This is a genomic window from Mesorhizobium sp. 131-2-1 (genome assembly GCF_016756535.1).
GTDB lineage: Bacteria > Pseudomonadota > Alphaproteobacteria > Rhizobiales > Rhizobiaceae > Mesorhizobium.
In genome coordinates this window covers 4842660-4860599 of the sequence record NZ_AP023247.1, presented here as the reverse complement: position 1 = coordinate 4860599, position 17940 = coordinate 4842660, and the positions used below count along the sequence as shown (strand labels likewise).

Below are 17940 nucleotides of genomic sequence, written 5' to 3'. Positions count from 1 at the left end.
CGCGTGGGATTCTCGATCAGCTGGTTTGGCTTCCGGGGCTACGGAGTCAAGGAAGCCGCAGCCTTGTTCGGCAGGGAAGTCGGCGGCTCATCGGAGGATTTCGATGCGCCGGTGAATGCTTATCGCAGCGACAAGAACTGGGCTATCATCATCCTCGGCTACTGCAGCTTTCCCAATCCTCCTGACAGCTATCTGTCGGCGTTCTCGCAAGGCAGGGAAATGGTCGTCGTGCACATAGAGGAACACACGATGTTTTCTCGCGCCGAGCTCTGGAGCGCCGGCAAGAATATCTGGAGGGTTTGGCACAACGGCGACAACGAGGTCACGGATCTCCACACCACGGGCGATCTGCCATCCGCCTTTGAATCCCTGAGGCAGCAAGCGTTTTCACAGCAGGACAAGGAAGCTGATGTCGATTATGTTTTCGACATTCCTCTCGATCTGGCGGCGCAGTTGACGGGCTTCAGGCATGACGAGGGGGCACCCGACAGGCTTTTCTTCGAGCTTGTAGAAAAACCCGCCCAGCGTTGAGCAGACATCGCAGTTCAGGCGCATGTCGCGAAGTCAACCGCTTGACCCATCAGCGGAAGTCCATTGATCCATCATAATTTTGTGATGGTCTTGGATGGCCGGCTGGGCCATAGCGTTGGGCCATGGTCACCGAAACCGCTCTCCTCGATTCAGACGCCAAGGCCCGCCGCGGCTTCCTCCTGGCGCTGGGCGCCTATCTGCTGTGGGGGATGCTGCCCTTCTACATGAAGGCGGTGGCGCATCTGCCGCTGATCGAAGTGATCTCGCACCGCATCGTCTGGTCGGTGCCGATCGCAGCATGCGTGCTGGTCTGGGCCGGCCGCACCGCCGATTTCAAGGCCGCGATCCGCTCGCCCAAGAGCATCGCCATGGCGGCGCTGACGGCGACGCTGATCTCGGTCAACTGGGGCATCTATGTCTGGGCGATCGCGGTCGACCGCACCGTCGAGACAGCGCTCGGCTATTACATCAACCCGCTGGTCAGCGTCGTCGTCGGCGCCGCGCTGCTTGGCGAAAGGCTCGACCGGCTGCAGATCGCGGCGGTGGCGCTGGCGGCGATCGCGGTAGCGGTGTTGACGGTCGAGGGCGGCAAGCTGCCATGGGTGTCGCTGGCGTTGGCCTTCTCCTTCGCCGCCTACGGCTTCTTCCGCAAGACGCTGCCGATCGGCCCCAGCCAGGGTTTCTTGCTCGAGGTGCTTTTGCTTTCGGTACCGGCGCTTTGCTACATTGCCTTCCTGATCGCCACCGGCCAGGATCATTTCATCTCCAGCACCGCCACCGACACGGCGCTGCTCGTCGGCTGCGGTCCGGTGACTGCCGTGCCGCTCCTGCTCTTTGCCTTCGGCGCCAGGCTGCTGCGCCTCTCCACCATCGGCATCATGCAGTACATCGCGCCGACCATAGTGTTCCTGATCGCCGTGCTTATATTCGACGAGCCTTTCGGCAGGACGCAGGCGATCGCCTTTGCTCTGATCTGGGTGGCGCTGGCGATGTATTCCTGGTCGATGTTTCGTGGCCGCGAAGTCCGCCCGGCGGCGCCGGCCACGCGATAAAAGCAATTCCAGGAAAAGTGTGAAGCGGTTTTCCGTTCGGGACTGCGTCAAAACAAGGAGGGGAGCGCCCGGTGTATTTGCTGCATATCGCCAACAAGAACTATTCCTCCTGGTCGCTGCGGCCCTGGCTACTGATGCGAACGCTGGGCATCCCGTTCGAGGAGCGGCTGACCCCGTTCCCGACCGGATCGAGCTTTAGCCTCTACCGGCAGTTTTCGCCGAGTGGCCGCGTGCCTTGCCTGGTCGATGACGGCTGGGCGGTCTGGGATTCGCTCAGCATTGTCGAATATCTGGCCGAGCGCCATCAGGGCGTATGGCCGACGGACCCGAAGGCAAGGGCCTGGGCGCGATCGGCCGCCGCCGAGATGCATTCGAGCTTCACAGCCCTGCGTTCGTTGTGCCCGATGAGCTGCGGCCTCGGCGTTGAGCCGTATCCGATGTCCGATGCGCTGAAGCACGATCTCTTCCGCCTCGGCGACCTCTGGAACGATGGCCTTGGCCGCTTCGGCGGTCCGTTCCTGGCCGGCGAGCGCTTCACCGCCGCCGATGCCTTCTTTGCTCCGGTGGCGTTTCGCGCGCAGTCCTATGGGCTGGCTTTCGAAGGCGCCGCCGCTGCCTATCCGAAGCAGCTGCTCGACCTGCCGGCGATGCGCGAATGGTACGCCGCGGCCCTCGCCGAGACCTGGCGCGAACCGGACCACGAGGCCGAAATCGCCGCCGCCGGCACCATCATCGAGGATCGGCGGGCGACAGCGTAGGCTCCAAGGCCGCGCGAGCGGCTTCGGGCGCTGCGTGGGCCGCAATGAAGGCGTCGATGGAACCGAAGAACGCCGGCTGTTCGGCGCGGATTTTCTCGTCGCTCCAATCCCACCACCGGATCGCAAGCAGGCTTTCGATCTGGCGCCCGTCGAACCTGTAGCGGATAAGTCTGGCCGGATTGCCGGCCACGATCGCGTAGGGAGCGACGTCCTTGGTGACGATGGCTCCGGCGCCAACGACGGCACCGTCGCCTATCCTGACACCAGGCATGATCGTGGCACGGCGTCCGATCCACACGTCATTGCCGATCTCGATGGGGCCATTCGTGAGCAGGTCCGATCCATCCGGCTCCTCCCGCGTCACACGAACCTTGAACGGATAGGTGGAAACAAATGATGTCGGGTGATTGGCGCTGCACATGAAAAGCGCCTCATTGGCGATCGAGCAAAAGGCGCCGATCCTGAGCGAGCAGTGCTCTCCACAGCCGTAAATCATTCTTGACTCGACGCCATAAGTCCAACGGCCAACGGACGCAAATGGCGGCAGCGCGCTCTTGTCTCGGCGGAGCCCGAGCCATGTTCTGAGCTTCCTGGCGAACCCCATGCGCATCCTCGTCGAAAGCAACGGGATGCTGGTCGAAGCATCCGCGATTCCGAGTTGTGTACCACAACCCAAAATCCCGGAGTATGGTCTCCCGGAAGGATCCGGTCCTACACTCGCCCGAGGCGCCTGACGAACAGATAGACAGCGCAAGCGACGAGCAGCGACACCGCCGTCACCACCCAGAAGCCGATCGGCGAGTCGAGCAGCGGCAGGCCGCCCACATTCATGCCGAACAGGCCCGAGATGATGGTCATAGGCAACAGCACCGCTGTCATGACGGACAGGATATAGAGCAGCTGATTGGACTGCATCGTCAGCTTGGCCATCATCTCGTCCTGCAGCAGCCTTGTGCGCGCCTGCAATTGCTCGCTGTCGTGATAGAGCGTGTGCGCCCGGTGCGAGAGCCGCGCGGCCATGTCGTTGACCGGATCGGGCAGGTCGTTGCGGTGCGAATGGTCCAGATGCCGAAACAGGCTGGTCAACGTCGCCATCTGCCGGTGGATCACCACCAGCTGCCGGCGCGCGTCGACCAGTGACTGCCGCTCGCTGTGCCATGCATCGCACACGATGCGGTCCTCGATGCCGTCGAGCGTCGCGGAAAGGCCGCCGAGCTCGGCCGCCATGCCGTCCAGGGACTGGCCCATGACGGCCTCGATCAGTTCCGCCGGCGAGCGGAATTTCCGCGTGCCGTTCTCGACCGCCTTGCGGATCGTGTCGACCGACTGCAGCGGCTGCTTGCGGGCACCGATCAGCATCCGGTCGTTGAGCGCGAAGCGGAAATGGCCGAGCCCGCGCGCCTCGGCCGAATAGTCGTGGCGCAGGTCCGGCAGGTCGCCATAGAGCCAGTCGTCCTCGAGGTCGATATGACAGCCCTGGCTTGCTCCGAGGAACGCTTCGCGCACCGGTCCGGGCAACGCCGTCTCGGCGGCGATCTCGCGGCGGGCGCGCAAGTCGGAGATCTGGTAGCTGCGCCAGGTCCAGTGCGCCTGCGCCGCATCCTTCGTGCGCAGGCCTTCGGCGGTGAAATGATAGAGAAAGAACAGCCCGTGTTCATCGGGCAGATAGGGCGAGAGGGCGTTCTCTTCCGGGGCGAGGGCAATATTCATGGTGGCTTCGCCGGGTCTTGATACGGTCCAGGTCGCAGGGACGGCCAAGCCAGGTTTCTAGCATGGTCGCCTCCATTGCGTGTGACGGTTCCGTGACGTTGGACGCCGTGCACGCAAACGCCGCCTGTGATGATTGGCTCATGACCATCTCCGCCGGACGTGCGTGGGACATCCCGGTCGTCAGTGCAGATAGCCGAGCAGCCAGAGGATGAGGATGATGGGCAGCGGAATCCCGATGATCCAGAGCAGTGCGCCTCGCAGCATGACGATCTCCTGAGTTGCTGTTCACTGAGGCAACGCCAATGCGAGGGCTTGGTTCCGAGACGGGAATCTGCTGCAGTGGCTCGGCAGGCGATGGGGGAACCGATGCTCAAATGGGGCGCGATACTGGGCATCATCGGCTTTCTCGGCGGTTTCGTCGGGCCGGTCATCTTCACGCCCGAGGCAAACCAGGGTCCGCTGCTCGGCATCTTCATCACCGGGCCGCTTGGCTTCGTCCTTGGCCTGATCGTGGGCTTCGTCCTGTCGCTGCGGTCCGGCCGCTAACGTCGAGGAAATAGCGGCGGAAGGGCTTTGCGCATCGCTGGAGAAAGCCGGTATGCCGGCGAGCGGGGTGCTGGGCGGCCTCTATGCGTTGCTCGTTCTCGCCGCGACCCTTCAGATATGGCGCCGGCTGCAGCGCAAGGAGACCGACCAGGCGCGATCGGCCGTGCTGCGGTTGGCGCTGCTGGTCGCGCTGCCTTGCATTGCCTGGTTCTCCGTAACGCAATGAAGAATGCCTGGCCGAGAGAGTCTGGGCTGAGCCGCTGCGAACTGGCAAGATGCCGCCGATCGGACGTGGTCCGGGAGGCGAGGGTTAGGCGATGGCTTTGCTTCAGTTCGATGTCACCGGTGAACAGGTATCGAACGATGAAACGGAAGAGGTCATCCGCAAGGCCGAGCCGCATCGCGACCTGATGCGCTACCGCCCCGACGGCAGTGGGCTGTTCGTCCGGGTGAGGGTGAACATGGCGCTTCTGCGCGCTGCCGCGTCGTTTCCGATCTTGCTCCTGAAGCTCACCCCGCGCGCAAACGAAGTGATGCCGCGGGATGCCCTGCTGACACCCAAGGGGTCGAGCCGGAACTATGCGTTTCTCGAACGATTGTGCGAGGATCTGGTGACCGCGAACTGCCCCGCATGCTACATCGCGGAGCAGCATGGCGATGGGCGCCGCGACTTTTACTTTACGACCGAGGATGTCGTCGGCTTCGAGCAGATAGCCCGCGCTGCCGCCGGGGCGTCGGCCTTTCCGCTCGCCGTCGAACAGCATTCGCTTGGCGCGCTGGCGCCGCTTATTCTTCCTGCCGAGGCGATTGGCGACCTCAATCTGGAAATCGCCGCGAGCGCCCGCATCCGGCCGACACGCTTCGAGTTCTGGGGCGCGGAGCCTTCCCTGGCAAGGCTGCGCGCCGAGCTCGAAAAGCGCGGCTATCGCTTCCTCGGCATCGAGGCGTTCGCGCGCGAATTGCACATGGTCAAGGATGTGCCGATCGACGGTGAGGGGTTCGGGTCGGTGCTGAAGGAGATTGTTCCCCTGGCTCGGTCGCTGCAATGCAGCTATCGCGGCACCGAGACGGTCGAGGGGCACGAGCAGTTCTTGCTCACCAACCCTTTGCCTGAGCGCTACACCGCACCTCGGGCAAGCATTTTCCGTCGCTTGTTCGGTCGCGGAGGTTCATGAGCGCCGCCGATTTCACGGCAGCACTCATCTCCAACATTTGGTCGCCTCAGCGCTTCGGTCCGAAGCCGGGGTAGGGATTGAGCGGCACGACCGCCGAAATCTCCATCATGCCGGCCTTGACCAGCGGCAGCGTGCCAAGATGACTGCGCACTTCGGCGTCGTCGGCCGCCTCGAACATCATGCCGCTGCCGGGAATGTCGCCCCGGTTCCAAACCTGGCGGACCGCGCCATCCACATAGAGCGTGCGGCGCTGCTCGGCCTCGCCGGGCAGCAGCGGTACGAAATCGGCATCGCTGAACTTCTGGGTGTTGCGGGTGAGAAGGGCAAAGAATTGCATGTCGGTCTCCTGAGGCGTCCTGGTTGGAATGGCGGGATTGTCGTCGCCACTGGCCAGACAGTCCAAGACTGATTAGGCTAAAGTTGAGACCTTCAAGGACTAATTCTCGGAGCAAGAATGTTCGATCTGCGCCAGCTCCGCTATTTCGTCGCCGTGGCCGAGCAGGGCAATGTCGGCCGCGCCGCCGAATTGCTGCACATCTCGCAATCGCCGCTCAGCCGGCAGATCATCCAGCTCGAGGAGCAGCTTGGCGTCGCGCTGTTCGAGCGGGCGAACCAGCGGGTGCATCTCAATGCCGAGGGCCAGGCTTTCCTCGAAGAGGCGCGGGCGCTGCTTGCTGGCGCAAGGCGCCTTGAGGAGCTGGGGCGCGACCTGGCGAGCGGTGCCGCCGGTCGCCTTGCCATCGGCTATGTCGAGGGCGCGGTGCATGCCGGCCTGCTGGCGGTGATGCTCCGGCAGTTCCGCAGCGATCGGCCGGACTTTCATCTCAGGTTGATGAGCCAGCGTTCGGCCGCGCAGCTCGAAGGGCTGCGCCGGCGAACGCTCGACCTCGGCCTCGTCTATTCGCCGCCTTCGGCCGACGACCCCGACGTCGCCTCCATGCTCGTCCGGCGCGAGCCGCTGGTGCTGGCGATGCCGGAGGGTGATGCGCTCGCCGATGTCGCAGACATCCGCCCGCATCATCTCGACGGCCGCGCCTGGATCACCGTAGTGCGCCAGCCTGACGACACCAACCGCGCCCAGTTCCTGGCCGCCTGCTCCGAGGCCGGCTTCATGCCCGACATCGCCTATGAGACGGCCGATCCCTTGACCTCGCTCGGCCTGGTCAGCGCCGGCCTTGGCCTGGCGACGGTGCAGGAGAGCCTGCGCAGTGCGGCGCCCGGCGGCATCGTCTTCCGCGACCTGCCCTGGTTCGAGCGCAGCGTTTCGATTCATCTGGCCTGGAGGCGTCGGGATCGGCGGGCGGTGATTGCGGATTTGAGGAAGGCAGTAGGCAGTAGGCAGTAGGCAGTAGGCAGTAGGCAGTAGGCAGTAGGCAGTAGGCAGTAGGCAGTAGGCAGTAGGCACTTGCCGTTCCCGGCAGTCTACACACTGCCTACTGCCTATTCCCTACTGCCCTACATCTTGTCTATCACCGACTGCACGCCTTCCGTCGGGGCATCGACGGACGAGCCGGCCACCATGATGGCGGCGACGATCGCTTCGGGGTCCTCGACCACCAGCGGCTTCACCCGGTGGGCGGTATGGATGAAGCCTTCACTGCCCATATGGTCGAGCAGCGCCAGCATCGGATCCCAGAACCCCTTGATGTTGGCGAAGACGATCGGCTTGCGATGGTGGCCGAGCTGGCCCCAGGTCATGATCTCGACGATCTCCTCGACCGTGCCGATGCCGCCCGGCAGCGCCACAAAGGCGTCGGATTTTTCGAACATCCTGTGCTTGCGCTCGTGCATGTTGTCGGTGATCACGAGCTCGTCGAGCCGGTCAAGTGCGGTCTCGGTTGCTTCCCTGTTGATGAGGAAGCGGGGGATGATGCCCGTCACCTTGCCGCCGGCCTTGAGTGCGCCCTCGGCGACGGCGCCCATGATGCCCTTGGTGCCGCCTCCATAGACCAGCCTGAGGCCGGATTTGGCGAGCGAGCGGCCGAGCAGATGGCCGGCCTTGATGTAGGTTTCATCGCGGCCCGGAGACGAGCCGCAATAGACGCAGACGGATCGAATCGTGTTCATGCCGATGATTGGTGATAGCGACGGCAGACATGGTCAAGCCCGGCACGGGCTTTTTCTTGCAGGGCCGTTTTTCTTGTGGGACTCGCTAAAACACGCTAGACCGGCGTTAGGTGGCTAAGGGGCAGTCAAATATGGCAATTAATCCGTTGAAGGCGTTGTTGTTTACCGCGGGCGGCGCCGTCGCCGCGGCGGGAACCGCCTATGTTTCGGGCGCGCTCGATCCGTATCTCAACCGCACGCCGCCGGCACAGGTCGCGGCGCTGGAGCCGGGCGACACCAAGCCAGCGGAAACCAAGCCGGCCGAGCCGGGCACCGAGGGGCGGCTGCCGGCCGCGCCAGCGCCAGCCACTGATGCGGCGGCCCCGGCTGCGCCTGCGGCCCCGGCGGCGGAAGCTCCTGCCGCTCCGGCCGCGCCAGCGGCAGCATCCGCCGCGGCCGGGCCGGTTGCGCCGACATTCGATGTCGTGCGCGTCGAAAGCAATGGCTCGATCGTCGTCGCCGGCAACGCGGCGCCCAATTCCAAGGTCGAGATCCTCAACGGCACGACGGTGCTCGGCTCGACCATCGCCGGTCCGGACGGCGCCTTCGCCATCGTCCTCGACGATCCGCTGAAGCCCGGCGACTACACCATCACGCTGCGCTCGGCGACCGGCGACGTCGTGACCGCCTCGGTGCAGACCGCCGTCGTCTCGATCCCGCAGAGCCCAGCCGGCCAGGTGCTGGCCATGGTCGAGGAGCCGGGCAAGCCGTCAGAACTGCTCACTGTTCCGGCGCCCGAGGCGAAGCCCGCGGCACCCGCCACTGGCGACCAGGCGGCCGCTCCGGCGGCCGAAGCGCCCGCTGCGACGGCCCCGGCCGCACCGGCGCCGGCCGCGGTTGAAGCCGCGCCAGCACCGGCGCCCGCCACGCCGGCTACCCCGCCGGCAGCACCGGCGGGCGAGCCCAAGATCGTGGTCGAGGCGGTCGAGATTGACGGCAACAAGATTTTCGTCGCCGGCACCGCCGACCCCGGCCGCAAGGTGCGCGCCTATGCCAACGACATCCTGCTCGGCGATGCCCAGACCTCGCCTGACGGCCATTTCCTGGTCGAAGCGGCGCGCGACATTCCGGTCGGCAGCTACACCATCCATGTCGATGCGCTCGATGCCGACGGGGTGAAGGTGGTGGCCCGCGCCGCCGTGCCGTTCGAGCGCGAGCCGGGCGAGTCGGTCGCCGCCGTGGCGCCGGCCGAGACCAAGCCGGCAGAGGCAAAGCCCGCCGAAGCCAAGCCAGCCGCGCCCGCGACAGCAGGCGAAGCGCCTGCTGCTGCTCCTGCCGCCGAAGCCCCGGCCAAGGTGGCTGCCGCGACGCCCGACGCCCCCGAGACGGTGGCGCCCAAGCTCGAGCATGCCGACAGCGCCGTCATCATCCGGCGCAACGATACGCTGTGGCGGATCTCGCGGCGCGTCTATGGCCACGGCGTGCGCTATTCCACCATCTATCTCGCCAACCAGGACCAGATCAGCAATCCCGACCGCATCTGGCCGGGCCAGGTGTTCAAGGTCCCGCAAAAGTCGAAGGAAGGCGAGGACGCCGACATGAAGGCGCTCGGCGACCAGATGACCACGGCGCCGACCAAGACGCAGTAGGGTTCGGCGATTGGCTGATCTCCCCCACGAGGGGGAGACTGGCAGCTTCGGCGTTGCGCTCGCTTCAGCAATGCCATCTACCCATCGGCCTAGCTTGCCCTCTCATCGTTCATCGTCTATCGCCGATCAACGATGACCGAATCCCTGGCTGAACCCACTCGCGCAAACAACGCGCCGCCTGGCCGCGTCCTCGACAGCCGCGCTGTCGCGGCGCGGTTCGCGGCTCTGTCGCATCCTGCGCGCATCGAGATACTCAGGCATCTCGCCGCCAGCCGTTCCTGCTGCTGCCGCGAGGTGGTCGACCATCTCGATCTCGCCCAATCCACCGTCTCGCAGCATTTGAAGATCCTGGTCGAGGCCGGCCTGGTGCGCTTCGAGCCGGACCGCCAGCGCTCGCGCTATGAGATCGACCATGTGGCGCTTGCCGATGTCTCGGCATCGCTTTCGGCCCTGGTCAAATCTTGCTGCTCCGCCGGCTGAAAAAAGAAGGCAAAGAAAAAATGGCCGAAAAGACCGTCTCCGCCGAGTCCTCGACCTTCGCGACGTTGCGCAATCTGTGGCCCTATATGTGGCCGGCCGACCGCGCCGACTTGAGGGCGCGGGTCACCTGGGCGACGCTGCTCCTGGTTGTCGCCAAGGTGACGCTGGTGGCCGGCCCCTATTTCTTCAAATGGGCGACCGATGCGCTGGCCGGCGCCGCGAAGACACCGCCGCCGCTGCCGTCCTTCCTGCTGGCGCCGGTGATGCTCGTCGTCGCCTACAACGTACTGAGGCTGGTGCAGCTCGGCTTCAACCAGCTGCGCGACGCGCTGTTTGCCCGCGTCGGCCAATATGCGGTGCGCCAGCTTGCCTTCCGCACCTTCGTCCACATGCACCAGCTGTCGCTGCGTTTCCATCTCGAGCGCCGCACCGGCGGCCTGTCGCGCATCATTGAGCGTGGCACCAAGGGCATCGAGACGATCGTGCGCTTCATCATGCTGAACACGGCGCCGACCATCCTTGAATTCGCGCTCACCGCCGGCATCTTCGCTTTCACCTATGGCTGGAAATACGTGGCCGTGGTCGCTGTCACCGTCTGGATCTATGTCTGGTTCACGGTCAAGGCCAGCGACTGGCGCATCTCGATCCGTCGCGACATGAACGACAGCGACACCGACGCCAACACCAAGGCGATCGACTCGCTGCTCAACTTCGAGACGGTCAAGTACTTCACCAATGAGGCCATGGAGGCCGAGCGCTTCGATCGCTCGATGGCGCGCTATGAGATCGCCGCCACCCGCACCTGGACCTCGCTCGGCTGGCTGAACTTCGGCCAGGGTGTCATCTTCGGCCTGGGCACCGTCATCGTCATGTGCATGTCGGCGCTGGAGGTGCAGGCCGGCACGCAGAGCGTCGGCGATTTCGTCTTCATCAACGCCATGCTGATGCAGCTTTCCGTGCCGCTCAACTTCATCGGCTTCATCTACCGCGAGATCCGCCAGGGGCTGACCGACATCGAGCACATGTTCGACCTGCTAGACGTGCCTCAGGAGATCGTCGACAAGCCCGACGCGAGGCCGTTGGTCGTCAGCTCCGGCAAGGTCGAGTTCCGCGACGTGCATTTCTCCTACGATCCCAACCGCAAGATCCTGAAGGGTGTCTCTTTCGAAGTGCCGGCCGGCAAGACGGTTGCCATCGTCGGCCCGTCCGGCGCTGGCAAGTCGACGATCTCCAGGCTTCTGTTCCGCTTCTACGACGTTCAGTCCGGACAGGTGCTGATCGACGGCCAGGACATCAGGGACGTCACCCAGAAGAGCCTGCGCGCGGCGCTCGGCATGGTGCCGCAGGACACCGTGCTGTTCAACGATACCATCGCCTACAACATCCGCTATGGCCGCGTCGGCGCCAGCGAGGACGAGGTGCGCAAGGCGGCCGAGCTCGCCCAGATCGGCCCCTTTATCGAGAAGCTGCCCGACGGCTACCGCTCTATGGTCGGCGAGCGCGGGCTGAAGCTCTCCGGCGGCGAGAAGCAGCGCGTGGCGATCGCCCGCACCATCCTGAAGGCGCCGCCGATCCTGATGTTGGACGAGGCGACCTCGGCGCTGGACACCCAGACCGAGCAGGAGATCCAGGCGGCCCTCGACCTGGTCAGCCAGGGCCGCACGACCATCGTCATTGCCCATCGCCTGTCGACGGTGATCTCGGCCGACGAGATCATCGTGCTCAAGGACGGCCAGATCGCGGAACGCGGCACCCACGCCGCGCTGTTGAGCAAGCACGGCCTCTACGCCTCGATGTGGGACCGCCAGCGCGAGGCGACCGAAGCCGAGGAGCGGCTGCGCATCGCACGCGAGGGCGACGAGCTTGGCGTGATCGTGCGCCGGAGGACGTCGGAGGTGAGCTAGCGCCTCTCCCTTCTCCCCTTGTGGGAGAAGGTGGATCGGCGCGCAGCGCCGAGACGGTTGAGGGGTGCTGGAAGGAATGAGACGTTGGTGTCATCTGGAACACCCCTCATCCGACCGAGCTTCGCTCGGCCGCCTTCTCCCACAAGGGCAGAAGCAGAGGGTGCCAAAAAATCCCCTTGACCTCAACTTACCTTGAGATTGCAAAACCGTCTCCGAGCCCCTGCGAAGCACATCGTCCAACACGGAGACGGATCGAAATGAGCAAGACAAATCAACAGCATGGCAAGGACAGCGTGTTCCGGGTCGACAAGTTCGTCGTGCCGGCGGCGGCCCGCGAGGAGATCATCGGCAAGGTCAAGGCGACTCATGAACTGCTGCGCCGGCAGGACGGCTTTGTGCAGGATTTCCTGCTCGAGCAGTTCTCGGGGCCTGGCGAATTCAACCTCGTGACCATCGTCGAATGGGAAAACCAGGCGGCGGTCGACAAAGTGGTGCCGATCGTCAAGGCAGCGCATGAACGCGTCGCCTTCAATCCGCAGGAGACGATCGCCCGGCTCGGTGTCCGCGCCGATATCGCCAACTATCAGCGCTTGCCCGAACTATAGGAAGGATAGCCAACGCCAGGTGCCGGCGCTTCGACGCTGAGCACCTGGCCGGTGCGGGCGTCGCTGACCATATGCTCGAAGCCGCGCCATTCGGCGGCGGCGATGTAGAGCGTCCTGCCGTCCGGCCCGCCGAGCATGCAGGCAAAGCAGCCGCGATCGGCCTCGACCCTGTCGATTTTCGCGCCGCCTTCGCGCACCCGCACGCAATGCCGGTTGGGCACGTCGGCATACCAGATGCAGCCCTCGGCATCGATGCAGATGCCATCGGGATAATCGTCGCCGAGGTCGGCCCAGACACGGCGGTTGGCAAGGCTGCCGTCTTCGGCGATGTCGAAGGCGGTCAGCCGGTTGGCGTGCGACTCCGCCACGATCAGCGTCCTGTTGTCGGGTGTGACCGCCATGCCGTTGGCGAAGGCGATGTCTTCGGCCACCTGGCGGATCGTGCCGTCTGGCTGGATCAGCACGATGGTGCCTGGCCCGAAATGCTCGCCCGGCGCCGGCGCCGGTCCGCCGCCATTGACATAGGCATTGCCGCGCTCGTCGACGACGATCTCGTTCCAGGGGCTCTTCGACAGCAGCCTGAGGTCGGCATGGGTGACGAGCGTCCCGTCCCGCTCCTGCCGCAGTAGCAGGCCTTCACGGCCCGAAACCACCAGCAGGCGTCCGTCCGGCAGCCAGTCGATCGAATAGGGCAAGGTGGCCGGTATTGTGAGCATGATCTGGCTGTTGCCTTGGGCATCGATGGCGACGATCTCGCCGGTGCCCCAGTTGCAGAGCCAAAGCCGCCCCTCACGCCAACGCGGCGACTCGCCGAAGGCGAGGCCTTCTGTGATGACCCTGGCGGCCTTGGTTGCGGATTTCGGCGATGGCATCGGCTGGCTCCATGGTTTGACCGTCTCGCCAAGGACGCGCGAGCGGACCGGTTTCCGACAGCCGGCACGGAAAAATCGTTTGCCAGAAACCGGAGCCGTTGCATCACTTCGCGCCCCTGCTGTCCCACCAGCACAAAGGGGAGCCACCTGTCGCCCCTTCCTCTCCCAATGTTGCGTTGCGGCGAGGGGGGCTTTCCGCTATTGAGGCCGGACCTGAAACAGGGACCGCCCCCAGCCCATGAGCATCGTCGATACGATCAAGAATACGCTCGTTCCGATCCATCGCGAGGGCTATCCGTTCATTGCCGCCTTTGGCGCGGGCACGCTTTTCCTGGGCTATTTCTCCTCGATCCTGTTCTGGATCGGTCTGATCCTGACCGCCTGGTGCGTCTATTTCTTCCGTGATCCCGAGCGCGTCACGCCGGTCGACGACCGGCTGGTGGTCAGCCCCGCCGATGGCGTCATCTCGGCGGTCGGGCCGGCCGTGCCGCCGCGCGAGCTTGGCCTGGGCAGTGGCGAGATGACCCGCATCTCGGTGTTCATGAACGTCTTTTCCTGCCATGTGAACCGCGCCCCGGTGCGCGGCCGCATCACGAAGATCGAGCATCGGCCCGGCAAATTCCTCAACGCCGAGCTCGACAAGGCAAGTTCGGAGAACGAGCGCAACGGGCTGGTCATCGACAGCCCCAACGGCACCGTCGCCGCCGTGCAGATCGCTGGCCTGGTGGCGCGGCGCATCGTCTGCTGGGCAGAGGCCGGCGGCTCGATCGCCATCGGTGAGCGTTTCGGCCTGATCCGTTTCGGCTCGCGCGTCGACGTCTTCCTACCGCTGAATGCGGTGCCGCGCGTCGCCGTCGGCCAGACGGCGGTCGGCGGCGAGACCGTGCTTGCCGAATTCGGCGGCGCGGCGGCGACGCCGCTGGTCAGGATTTCCTGAGCCGTGGGCGCGCCCTTCAAAAAATTCGAGGCGCATGCCAGCGGCGGTCCGCGCATCCGTGAAATCCCGATGCGCATGGTGCTGCCCAATCTGGTCACCGTGCTTGCCATCTGCGCCGGCCTCTCCGGCATCCGCTTCGGCTTCCAGGGCCGCTTCGAGCCGGCAGTGGTGATGGTGCTGCTCGCCGCTTTCCTTGACGGCATAGACGGCCGCCTGGCGCGCATGCTGAAGGCGACGTCGAAATTCGGCGCGCAGATGGATTCGCTGGCCGACATCGTCAATTTCGGCGTGGCGCCCGCGCTGGTGCTCTATGCCTTCCTGCTCGACCGGGCCGGCTCGTTCGGCTGGATCGCGGCGCTGCTGTTCACCATCGCCTGCGGCTTGCGGCTCGCCCGCTTCAATGTGCTTGACGACGAGAAGGCTGACCGGCCGATATGGCAGACCGAATATTTCGTCGGCGTGCCGGCGCCGGCCGGCGCGGTGCTGGTCATGCTGCCGCTCTACCTCTATTTCCTGCGGCTGGGACTTGAGCCGACCCGTCTCGCCGGCTTTGTCGCCACTGGCTTCACCGTGCTCGTCGCCTTCCTGCTGGTCAGCCGGCTGCCGGTCTATTCCGGCAAGAGCATCAAGGTTCCGGGCGACAAGGTGCTGCCGGTGATCCTCGCCGTGGTGCTCTATGTCCTGCTTTTGATGACCTATCCCTGGTACACGCTGACGGCTTCCGTCGCCGGCTATCTCGTCTTCCTGCCGTTTTCAGTGCGCGCCTACTCGAAGCGCGCCATGCGCGAAGGCGAGAAGGTGCCGCCTTCGGATATCGGGTGACGAGGACCCCGCCACCCTACGCCGCGGCGCTCAGCCCCAGCCGGTCGATCGCCAGCCTGCGGGTCGAGACGTAGTCGGTCTTGCCAGAGCCCAGCACCGGGATCTCCTCGACCTTGATGATGTCGTTGGGCACCATCAGCTCGGCCGCGCCCGCCTTCTTGCCGAAGGCGCGCAGTTCCTCCGGGCTGGCGTCGTCGGCCGTGGTCACCAGCACGATGCGCTCGCCGCGTCTTTTGTCCGGCACCGCGACTGCGGCGTGGCGCTCTTCCGGCCACAGTGACTGCACCAGCATCTCGACCGCGCCCAGCGACACCATCTCGCCGGCGATCTTGGCGAAGCGTTTGGCGCGGCCGCGGATGGTGATGAAGCCGTCGCGGTCGACCGAGACGATGTCGCCGGTGTCGTGCCAGCCATTGAGCGGCTGCAGTTCGCCCGGCCGGTCGGCCGTCATGTAGCCCATCATCATGTTCGGCCCGTCGAGCCACAGCCGGCCGGCATCGTCGATGCCCTCGACGGCTTCGAGCTTCATGCGGATTGCCGGCAAGAGGCGTCCAACCGTGCCGTCGCGGCCATGGATGGCGGTGTTGACGGCAACGACCGGGGCGGCCTCTGTCAGCCCGAAACCTTCGATGATCGCCGCGTCGAAGCGCTCGCGATAGACGCGGCGCGTCTCCGGCTTGACCGCCTCGGCGCCGGCGACGACGAAGCGCAGGCTGGAGAAGTCGCCGTCCTTGGCCGTGCGCGCATAATTGGCAAGGAAGGTGTCGGTGCCGAACATGATCGTCGGCCTGACCTTGCGCGCGATCTCGGGGATGATCTTGTAGTGGAGAGGCGACGGGTAGAGGAACAATTTCACGCCGGTGACCAGCGGCAGGATTGTGCCGCCGGTAAGCCCGAAGGAATGGAACACCGGCAGCACGTTGAGCAGGATATCGGCGGGCGAAATGGTGATGCGGGCCTCGGCCTGCATGGCATTGGCGAGCAGGCTCTTGTGTGAGAGCACCACCGCCTTGGGCGTGCCTTCAGAGCCCGAGGTAAACAGGATCACCGCCGGCTTTGCCGCATCCTGTGGCCGCAGCGGGAAGCGCCACAGCAGCGCGGCGGCCAGCTTGTCCAGCATTGTCACGCTCTGGCGTGCATCCTCCAGCCAAAGCATTTTCGCGCCGCCCGCCTCGACCGCCTCGACGATGTCGGCGAGCCCGGCCTTCTCGATGAAGGCGCGGGAGGAGACGACGGTTCGGATGACGGCGGTGCGGACAGCGGTGGTGACGCTTGCTGGCCCGGCCGTGTAGTTGATCATCGCCGCCACCCGGCCGGCGGACAAAAGGCCGACGAAGGACAGCACCACGCCATTGGCGTTGGGCAGGAGCAGTCCGACCGCTTCGCCCGGCGCCGTCACCGCCTCGATGCGACGGCCGAGCACGCGCGCGCCGATGAACATCTTGCGATAGCTGAGTGCGCCCGAGATGACGTCCTCGATGATCGGGTGCGAGGCGCCGACGCGATCAGCCGCGTCGCGCATGGCGAGGAACAGGCCGCGGTCGAGATTGGTGCCGAAGAGCCTGGCTTCCGCGAAGCGGTCGAACAGCGCGTTGGTGTTGGAAGCCTGGTCAGGGTTGCGCGCCACCAGCTCGGCAATTGTCATCGGCTCCAGCACGCTTATCGCGAGGCGCGGGAACCAGTGGCGCGGCGCCCGGTCCGCCGGGGTCAGCGACACCGGCAGGTCGCGCGCGCCGGCGATGAAGATCGGCACGATGCTGGCGTCGGCCTGCATGGCGATGCGGGTGATGGCGCGGAACAGGCGAAAGGATTTGACGTCAGGCTCGACCGCATCGGGCAGATAGACGGCAAGCCGGCCCTTGCCCTTCAGCACCCTGACCAGCCGGCGGCTGACGAAGACATGCTCGGCGTTGAAGGCGATGGTGCGGCCGAGCTCGCGCCATGGCTCCAACCAGGGTGAGCGAGCCGACGCATCGTCGAGGATGTGCAGCGTGTCGTCCGGCAGCAGCGACAGCATCAGCGCCGGCTCGAAGCGCGACTGGTGCGAGATCACATAGATGACCGGCGCCTTGGCATTGCGGGCGACGCGGATTCGCTCGTCGGCGATCCGGTAGGCGAGCTTGAACGGTACATAGAGCAGCGCCTGCGTGAAGCGCAGGCCAAGGCGCACCGTTTCGAGTACGCCGATCAGCAGCCAGGCCACGACGAGGCCTGCAAGCAGCGCCAGGATCAGGATCATTGCCGCTCTCTCCCAACGTCCTCCACGTCGCGGCTCTTGGGCGGCCGCTTCGAGAGGAGAGGGTAGCGGAAGTGGGGGGAAGGTCAATGTGGGTGTGCAAGCGCCCCTCACGCCGCCTTCAGCCTCCCGCTGATGAAGCGGAACTCCTGCGTCTTGCCGCCATAGCCGTAGGCGGCGGCCGGAACCTCGTGCACGAAGGCGTAGCTCTCCTCATGCACGCCGCCCAGCAGGCGGCCGAAGGCGGCGAAGATCGCCTGGAGATAGGCTTCGAGCTCGAGCTTGGTGTTGGTGCCGTCGACCACCTTGATGTCGAGCCAGAAAGTATTGGAACCGCGTTCGGCCAGCGACTTGCCGCCGGCGAACCAGTGCTGCGCATCGATGTAGTTGATGGCGACCGCGGTGATGGTCGGGTCCTTGCGCAGATGCGTGGCGGTGATCTCGGTCACCTCCTTGGCGATAGTGGCCGACAAAGCGACGTCGGGCTTGCCGGTGACGCTGACATTGATGATCGGCATTTTCTTTCTCCTCGTTGTGAGCGGCGCTTCCTCGCCGCTGGGAAAAACCATGTCATGACCGTCGAATCAAAAAAATCGAATTGTTTTGAAGAAAAGATT

Annotated in this window: 20 protein-coding genes; 13 read left to right on the top strand and 7 right to left on the bottom strand. The window is 65.1% G+C overall.

Translation table 11 applies throughout. From position 1 onward, the window contains the following. The first annotated feature begins 3 nt into the window (after window positions 1-3). From JG743_RS23840 to JG743_RS23830, 3 genes are all read left to right on the top strand, one after another. Window positions 4-531: a hypothetical protein gene (locus JG743_RS23840; protein ID WP_202293161.1), complete on the top strand. Its 528-nt coding sequence runs from the start codon at window positions 4-6 to the stop codon at window positions 529-531. A 122-nt stretch (window positions 532-653) separates the two neighbouring features. Beyond that, window positions 654-1583 carry an EamA family transporter RarD gene (rarD, locus tag JG743_RS23835; protein WP_202293160.1) on the top strand — a complete coding sequence of 310 codons (930 nt, stop codon included), beginning with the start codon at window positions 654-656 and terminating at the stop codon, window positions 1581-1583. Window positions 1584-1654: 71 nt separating this feature from the next. Further along, window positions 1655-2341, top strand: coding sequence for a glutathione S-transferase family protein (locus JG743_RS23830; RefSeq protein WP_202293159.1), 687 nt, complete (start codon window positions 1655-1657; stop codon window positions 2339-2341). Here the strand turns inward: JG743_RS23830 and JG743_RS34605 are convergent. Together JG743_RS34605 and JG743_RS23820 are read right to left on the bottom strand one after the other, a co-directional pair. Continuing rightward, window positions 2313-2945, bottom strand: a complete 633-nt coding sequence (locus tag JG743_RS34605) for a CatB-related O-acetyltransferase (protein WP_202293158.1) — start codon at window positions 2943-2945, stop codon at window positions 2313-2315. The genes JG743_RS23830 and JG743_RS34605 overlap by 29 nt on opposite strands. 107 nt (window positions 2946-3052) lie before the next feature. Then, window positions 3053-4051, bottom strand: coding sequence for a transporter (locus JG743_RS23820; protein WP_202293157.1), 999 nt, complete (start codon window positions 4049-4051; stop codon window positions 3053-3055). Window positions 4052-4417: 366 nt separating this feature from the next. On the opposite strand from JG743_RS23820, the gene JG743_RS23815 reads away from it, so the two are divergent. From JG743_RS23815 to JG743_RS23805, 3 genes are all read left to right on the top strand, one after another. Then, entirely contained in the window at window positions 4418-4597 is a 180-nt protein-coding gene (locus tag JG743_RS23815; RefSeq protein WP_202293156.1) for a hypothetical protein, read from the top strand. A gap of 52 nt (window positions 4598-4649) precedes the next feature. Continuing rightward, the gene (locus JG743_RS23810; RefSeq protein WP_202293155.1) at window positions 4650-4823 is read left to right on the top strand and encodes a hypothetical protein; all 174 of its coding nucleotides are present in this window, start codon (window positions 4650-4652) and stop codon (window positions 4821-4823) included. 91 nt (window positions 4824-4914) lie between these two features. Next, window positions 4915-5772 (top strand): hypothetical protein, encoded by an 858-nt coding sequence (locus tag JG743_RS23805; RefSeq protein ID WP_202293154.1) that lies wholly within the window; start codon window positions 4915-4917, stop codon window positions 5770-5772. 46 nt (window positions 5773-5818) lie between these two features. Here the strand turns inward: JG743_RS23805 and JG743_RS23800 are convergent, their stop codons facing one another. Continuing rightward, complete coding sequence (locus JG743_RS23800) at window positions 5819-6109, bottom strand: muconolactone Delta-isomerase family protein (RefSeq protein WP_202293153.1); 291 nt, start codon at window positions 6107-6109, stop codon at window positions 5819-5821. A gap of 117 nt (window positions 6110-6226) precedes the next feature. Between JG743_RS23800 and JG743_RS23795 the strand changes: the two genes are divergently transcribed. Then, on the top strand, window positions 6227-7117 hold the full coding sequence (locus tag JG743_RS23795) for a LysR substrate-binding domain-containing protein (protein WP_202293152.1): 891 nt from the start codon (window positions 6227-6229) through the stop codon (window positions 7115-7117). A 110-nt stretch (window positions 7118-7227) separates the two neighbouring features. On the opposite strand, the gene JG743_RS23790 is transcribed toward JG743_RS23795, so the two are convergent. Beyond that, entirely contained in the window at window positions 7228-7839 is a 612-nt protein-coding gene (locus tag JG743_RS23790) for an LOG family protein (protein ID WP_202293151.1), read from the bottom strand. A 131-nt stretch (window positions 7840-7970) separates the two neighbouring features. On the opposite strand from JG743_RS23790, the gene JG743_RS23785 reads away from it, so the two are divergent. From JG743_RS23785 to JG743_RS23770, 4 genes are all read left to right on the top strand, one after another. Further along, the gene (locus JG743_RS23785) at window positions 7971-9467 is read left to right on the top strand and encodes a LysM peptidoglycan-binding domain-containing protein (RefSeq protein ID WP_202293150.1); all 1497 of its coding nucleotides are present in this window, start codon (window positions 7971-7973) and stop codon (window positions 9465-9467) included. Window positions 9468-9599: 132 nt separating this feature from the next. Further along, window positions 9600-9947, top strand: coding sequence for an ArsR/SmtB family transcription factor (locus tag JG743_RS23780; protein ID WP_202293149.1), 348 nt, complete (start codon window positions 9600-9602; stop codon window positions 9945-9947). Between the two features lie 20 nt (window positions 9948-9967). Then, on the top strand, window positions 9968-11851 hold the full coding sequence (locus JG743_RS23775; RefSeq protein ID WP_202293148.1) for an ABCB family ABC transporter ATP-binding protein/permease: 1884 nt from the start codon (window positions 9968-9970) through the stop codon (window positions 11849-11851). A 257-nt stretch (window positions 11852-12108) separates the two neighbouring features. Continuing rightward, a complete protein-coding gene (locus JG743_RS23770; RefSeq protein ID WP_202293147.1) occupies window positions 12109-12456 on the top strand; it encodes an antibiotic biosynthesis monooxygenase in 348 nt (115 codons plus the stop codon). Here the strand turns inward: JG743_RS23770 and JG743_RS23765 are convergent. Then, window positions 12435-13328, bottom strand: coding sequence for an SMP-30/gluconolactonase/LRE family protein (locus JG743_RS23765; protein WP_202293146.1), 894 nt, complete (start codon window positions 13326-13328; stop codon window positions 12435-12437). The genes JG743_RS23770 and JG743_RS23765 overlap by 22 nt on opposite strands. Window positions 13329-13566: 238 nt before the next feature. Between JG743_RS23765 and JG743_RS23760 the strand changes: the two genes are divergently transcribed. Together JG743_RS23760 and JG743_RS23755 are read left to right on the top strand one after the other, a co-directional pair. Next, window positions 13567-14265: a phosphatidylserine decarboxylase gene (locus JG743_RS23760; protein ID WP_202293145.1), complete on the top strand. Its 699-nt coding sequence runs from the start codon at window positions 13567-13569 to the stop codon at window positions 14263-14265. A gap of 3 nt (window positions 14266-14268) precedes the next feature. Further along, window positions 14269-15087, top strand: coding sequence for a CDP-alcohol phosphatidyltransferase family protein (locus tag JG743_RS23755; protein WP_202293144.1), 819 nt, complete (start codon window positions 14269-14271; stop codon window positions 15085-15087). A gap of 16 nt (window positions 15088-15103) precedes the next feature. On the opposite strand, the gene JG743_RS23750 is transcribed toward JG743_RS23755, so the two are convergent. Then, a complete protein-coding gene (locus JG743_RS23750; RefSeq protein WP_202293143.1) occupies window positions 15104-17326 on the bottom strand; it encodes an AMP-binding protein in 2223 nt (740 codons plus the stop codon). 107 nt (window positions 17327-17433) lie between these two features. Then, window positions 17434-17841 carry a tautomerase family protein gene (locus tag JG743_RS23745; protein ID WP_202293142.1) on the bottom strand — a complete coding sequence of 136 codons (408 nt, stop codon included), beginning with the start codon at window positions 17839-17841 and terminating at the stop codon, window positions 17434-17436. Window positions 17842-17940: the final 99 nt, after the last annotated feature.

Bases quoted from the DNA above. Each gene is read 5' to 3' on its own strand.
- JG743_RS23745 (WP_202293142.1), bottom strand. From the start codon at position 17,841: ATGCCGATCATCAATGTCAGCGTCACCGGCAAGCCCGACGTCGCTTTG.
- JG743_RS23805 (WP_202293154.1), top strand. From the start codon at position 4,915: ATGGCTTTGCTTCAGTTCGATGTCACCGGTGAACAGGTATCGAACGAT.
- JG743_RS23790 (WP_202293151.1), bottom strand. From the start codon at position 7,839: ATGAACACGATTCGATCCGTCTGCGTCTATTGCGGCTCGTCTCCGGGC.
- JG743_RS23780 (WP_202293149.1), top strand. From the start codon at position 9,600: ATGACCGAATCCCTGGCTGAACCCACTCGCGCAAACAACGCGCCGCCT.
- rarD (WP_202293160.1), top strand. From the start codon at position 654: ATGGTCACCGAAACCGCTCTCCTCGATTCAGACGCCAAGGCCCGCCGC.
- JG743_RS23785 (WP_202293150.1), top strand. From the start codon at position 7,971: ATGGCAATTAATCCGTTGAAGGCGTTGTTGTTTACCGCGGGCGGCGCC.
- JG743_RS23800 (WP_202293153.1), bottom strand. From the start codon at position 6,109: ATGCAATTCTTTGCCCTTCTCACCCGCAACACCCAGAAGTTCAGCGAT.
- JG743_RS34605 (WP_202293158.1), bottom strand. From the start codon at position 2,945: ATGGGGTTCGCCAGGAAGCTCAGAACATGGCTCGGGCTCCGCCGAGAC.
- JG743_RS23765 (WP_202293146.1), bottom strand. From the start codon at position 13,328: ATGCCATCGCCGAAATCCGCAACCAAGGCCGCCAGGGTCATCACAGAA.
- JG743_RS23760 (WP_202293145.1), top strand. From the start codon at position 13,567: ATGAGCATCGTCGATACGATCAAGAATACGCTCGTTCCGATCCATCGC.
- JG743_RS23810 (WP_202293155.1), top strand. From the start codon at position 4,650: ATGCCGGCGAGCGGGGTGCTGGGCGGCCTCTATGCGTTGCTCGTTCTC.
- JG743_RS23815 (WP_202293156.1), top strand. From the start codon at position 4,418: ATGCTCAAATGGGGCGCGATACTGGGCATCATCGGCTTTCTCGGCGGT.
- JG743_RS23770 (WP_202293147.1), top strand. From the start codon at position 12,109: ATGAGCAAGACAAATCAACAGCATGGCAAGGACAGCGTGTTCCGGGTC.
- JG743_RS23795 (WP_202293152.1), top strand. From the start codon at position 6,227: ATGTTCGATCTGCGCCAGCTCCGCTATTTCGTCGCCGTGGCCGAGCAG.
- JG743_RS23775 (WP_202293148.1), top strand. From the start codon at position 9,968: ATGGCCGAAAAGACCGTCTCCGCCGAGTCCTCGACCTTCGCGACGTTG.
- JG743_RS23750 (WP_202293143.1), bottom strand. From the start codon at position 17,326: ATGATCCTGATCCTGGCGCTGCTTGCAGGCCTCGTCGTGGCCTGGCTG.
- JG743_RS23820 (WP_202293157.1), bottom strand. From the start codon at position 4,051: ATGAATATTGCCCTCGCCCCGGAAGAGAACGCCCTCTCGCCCTATCTG.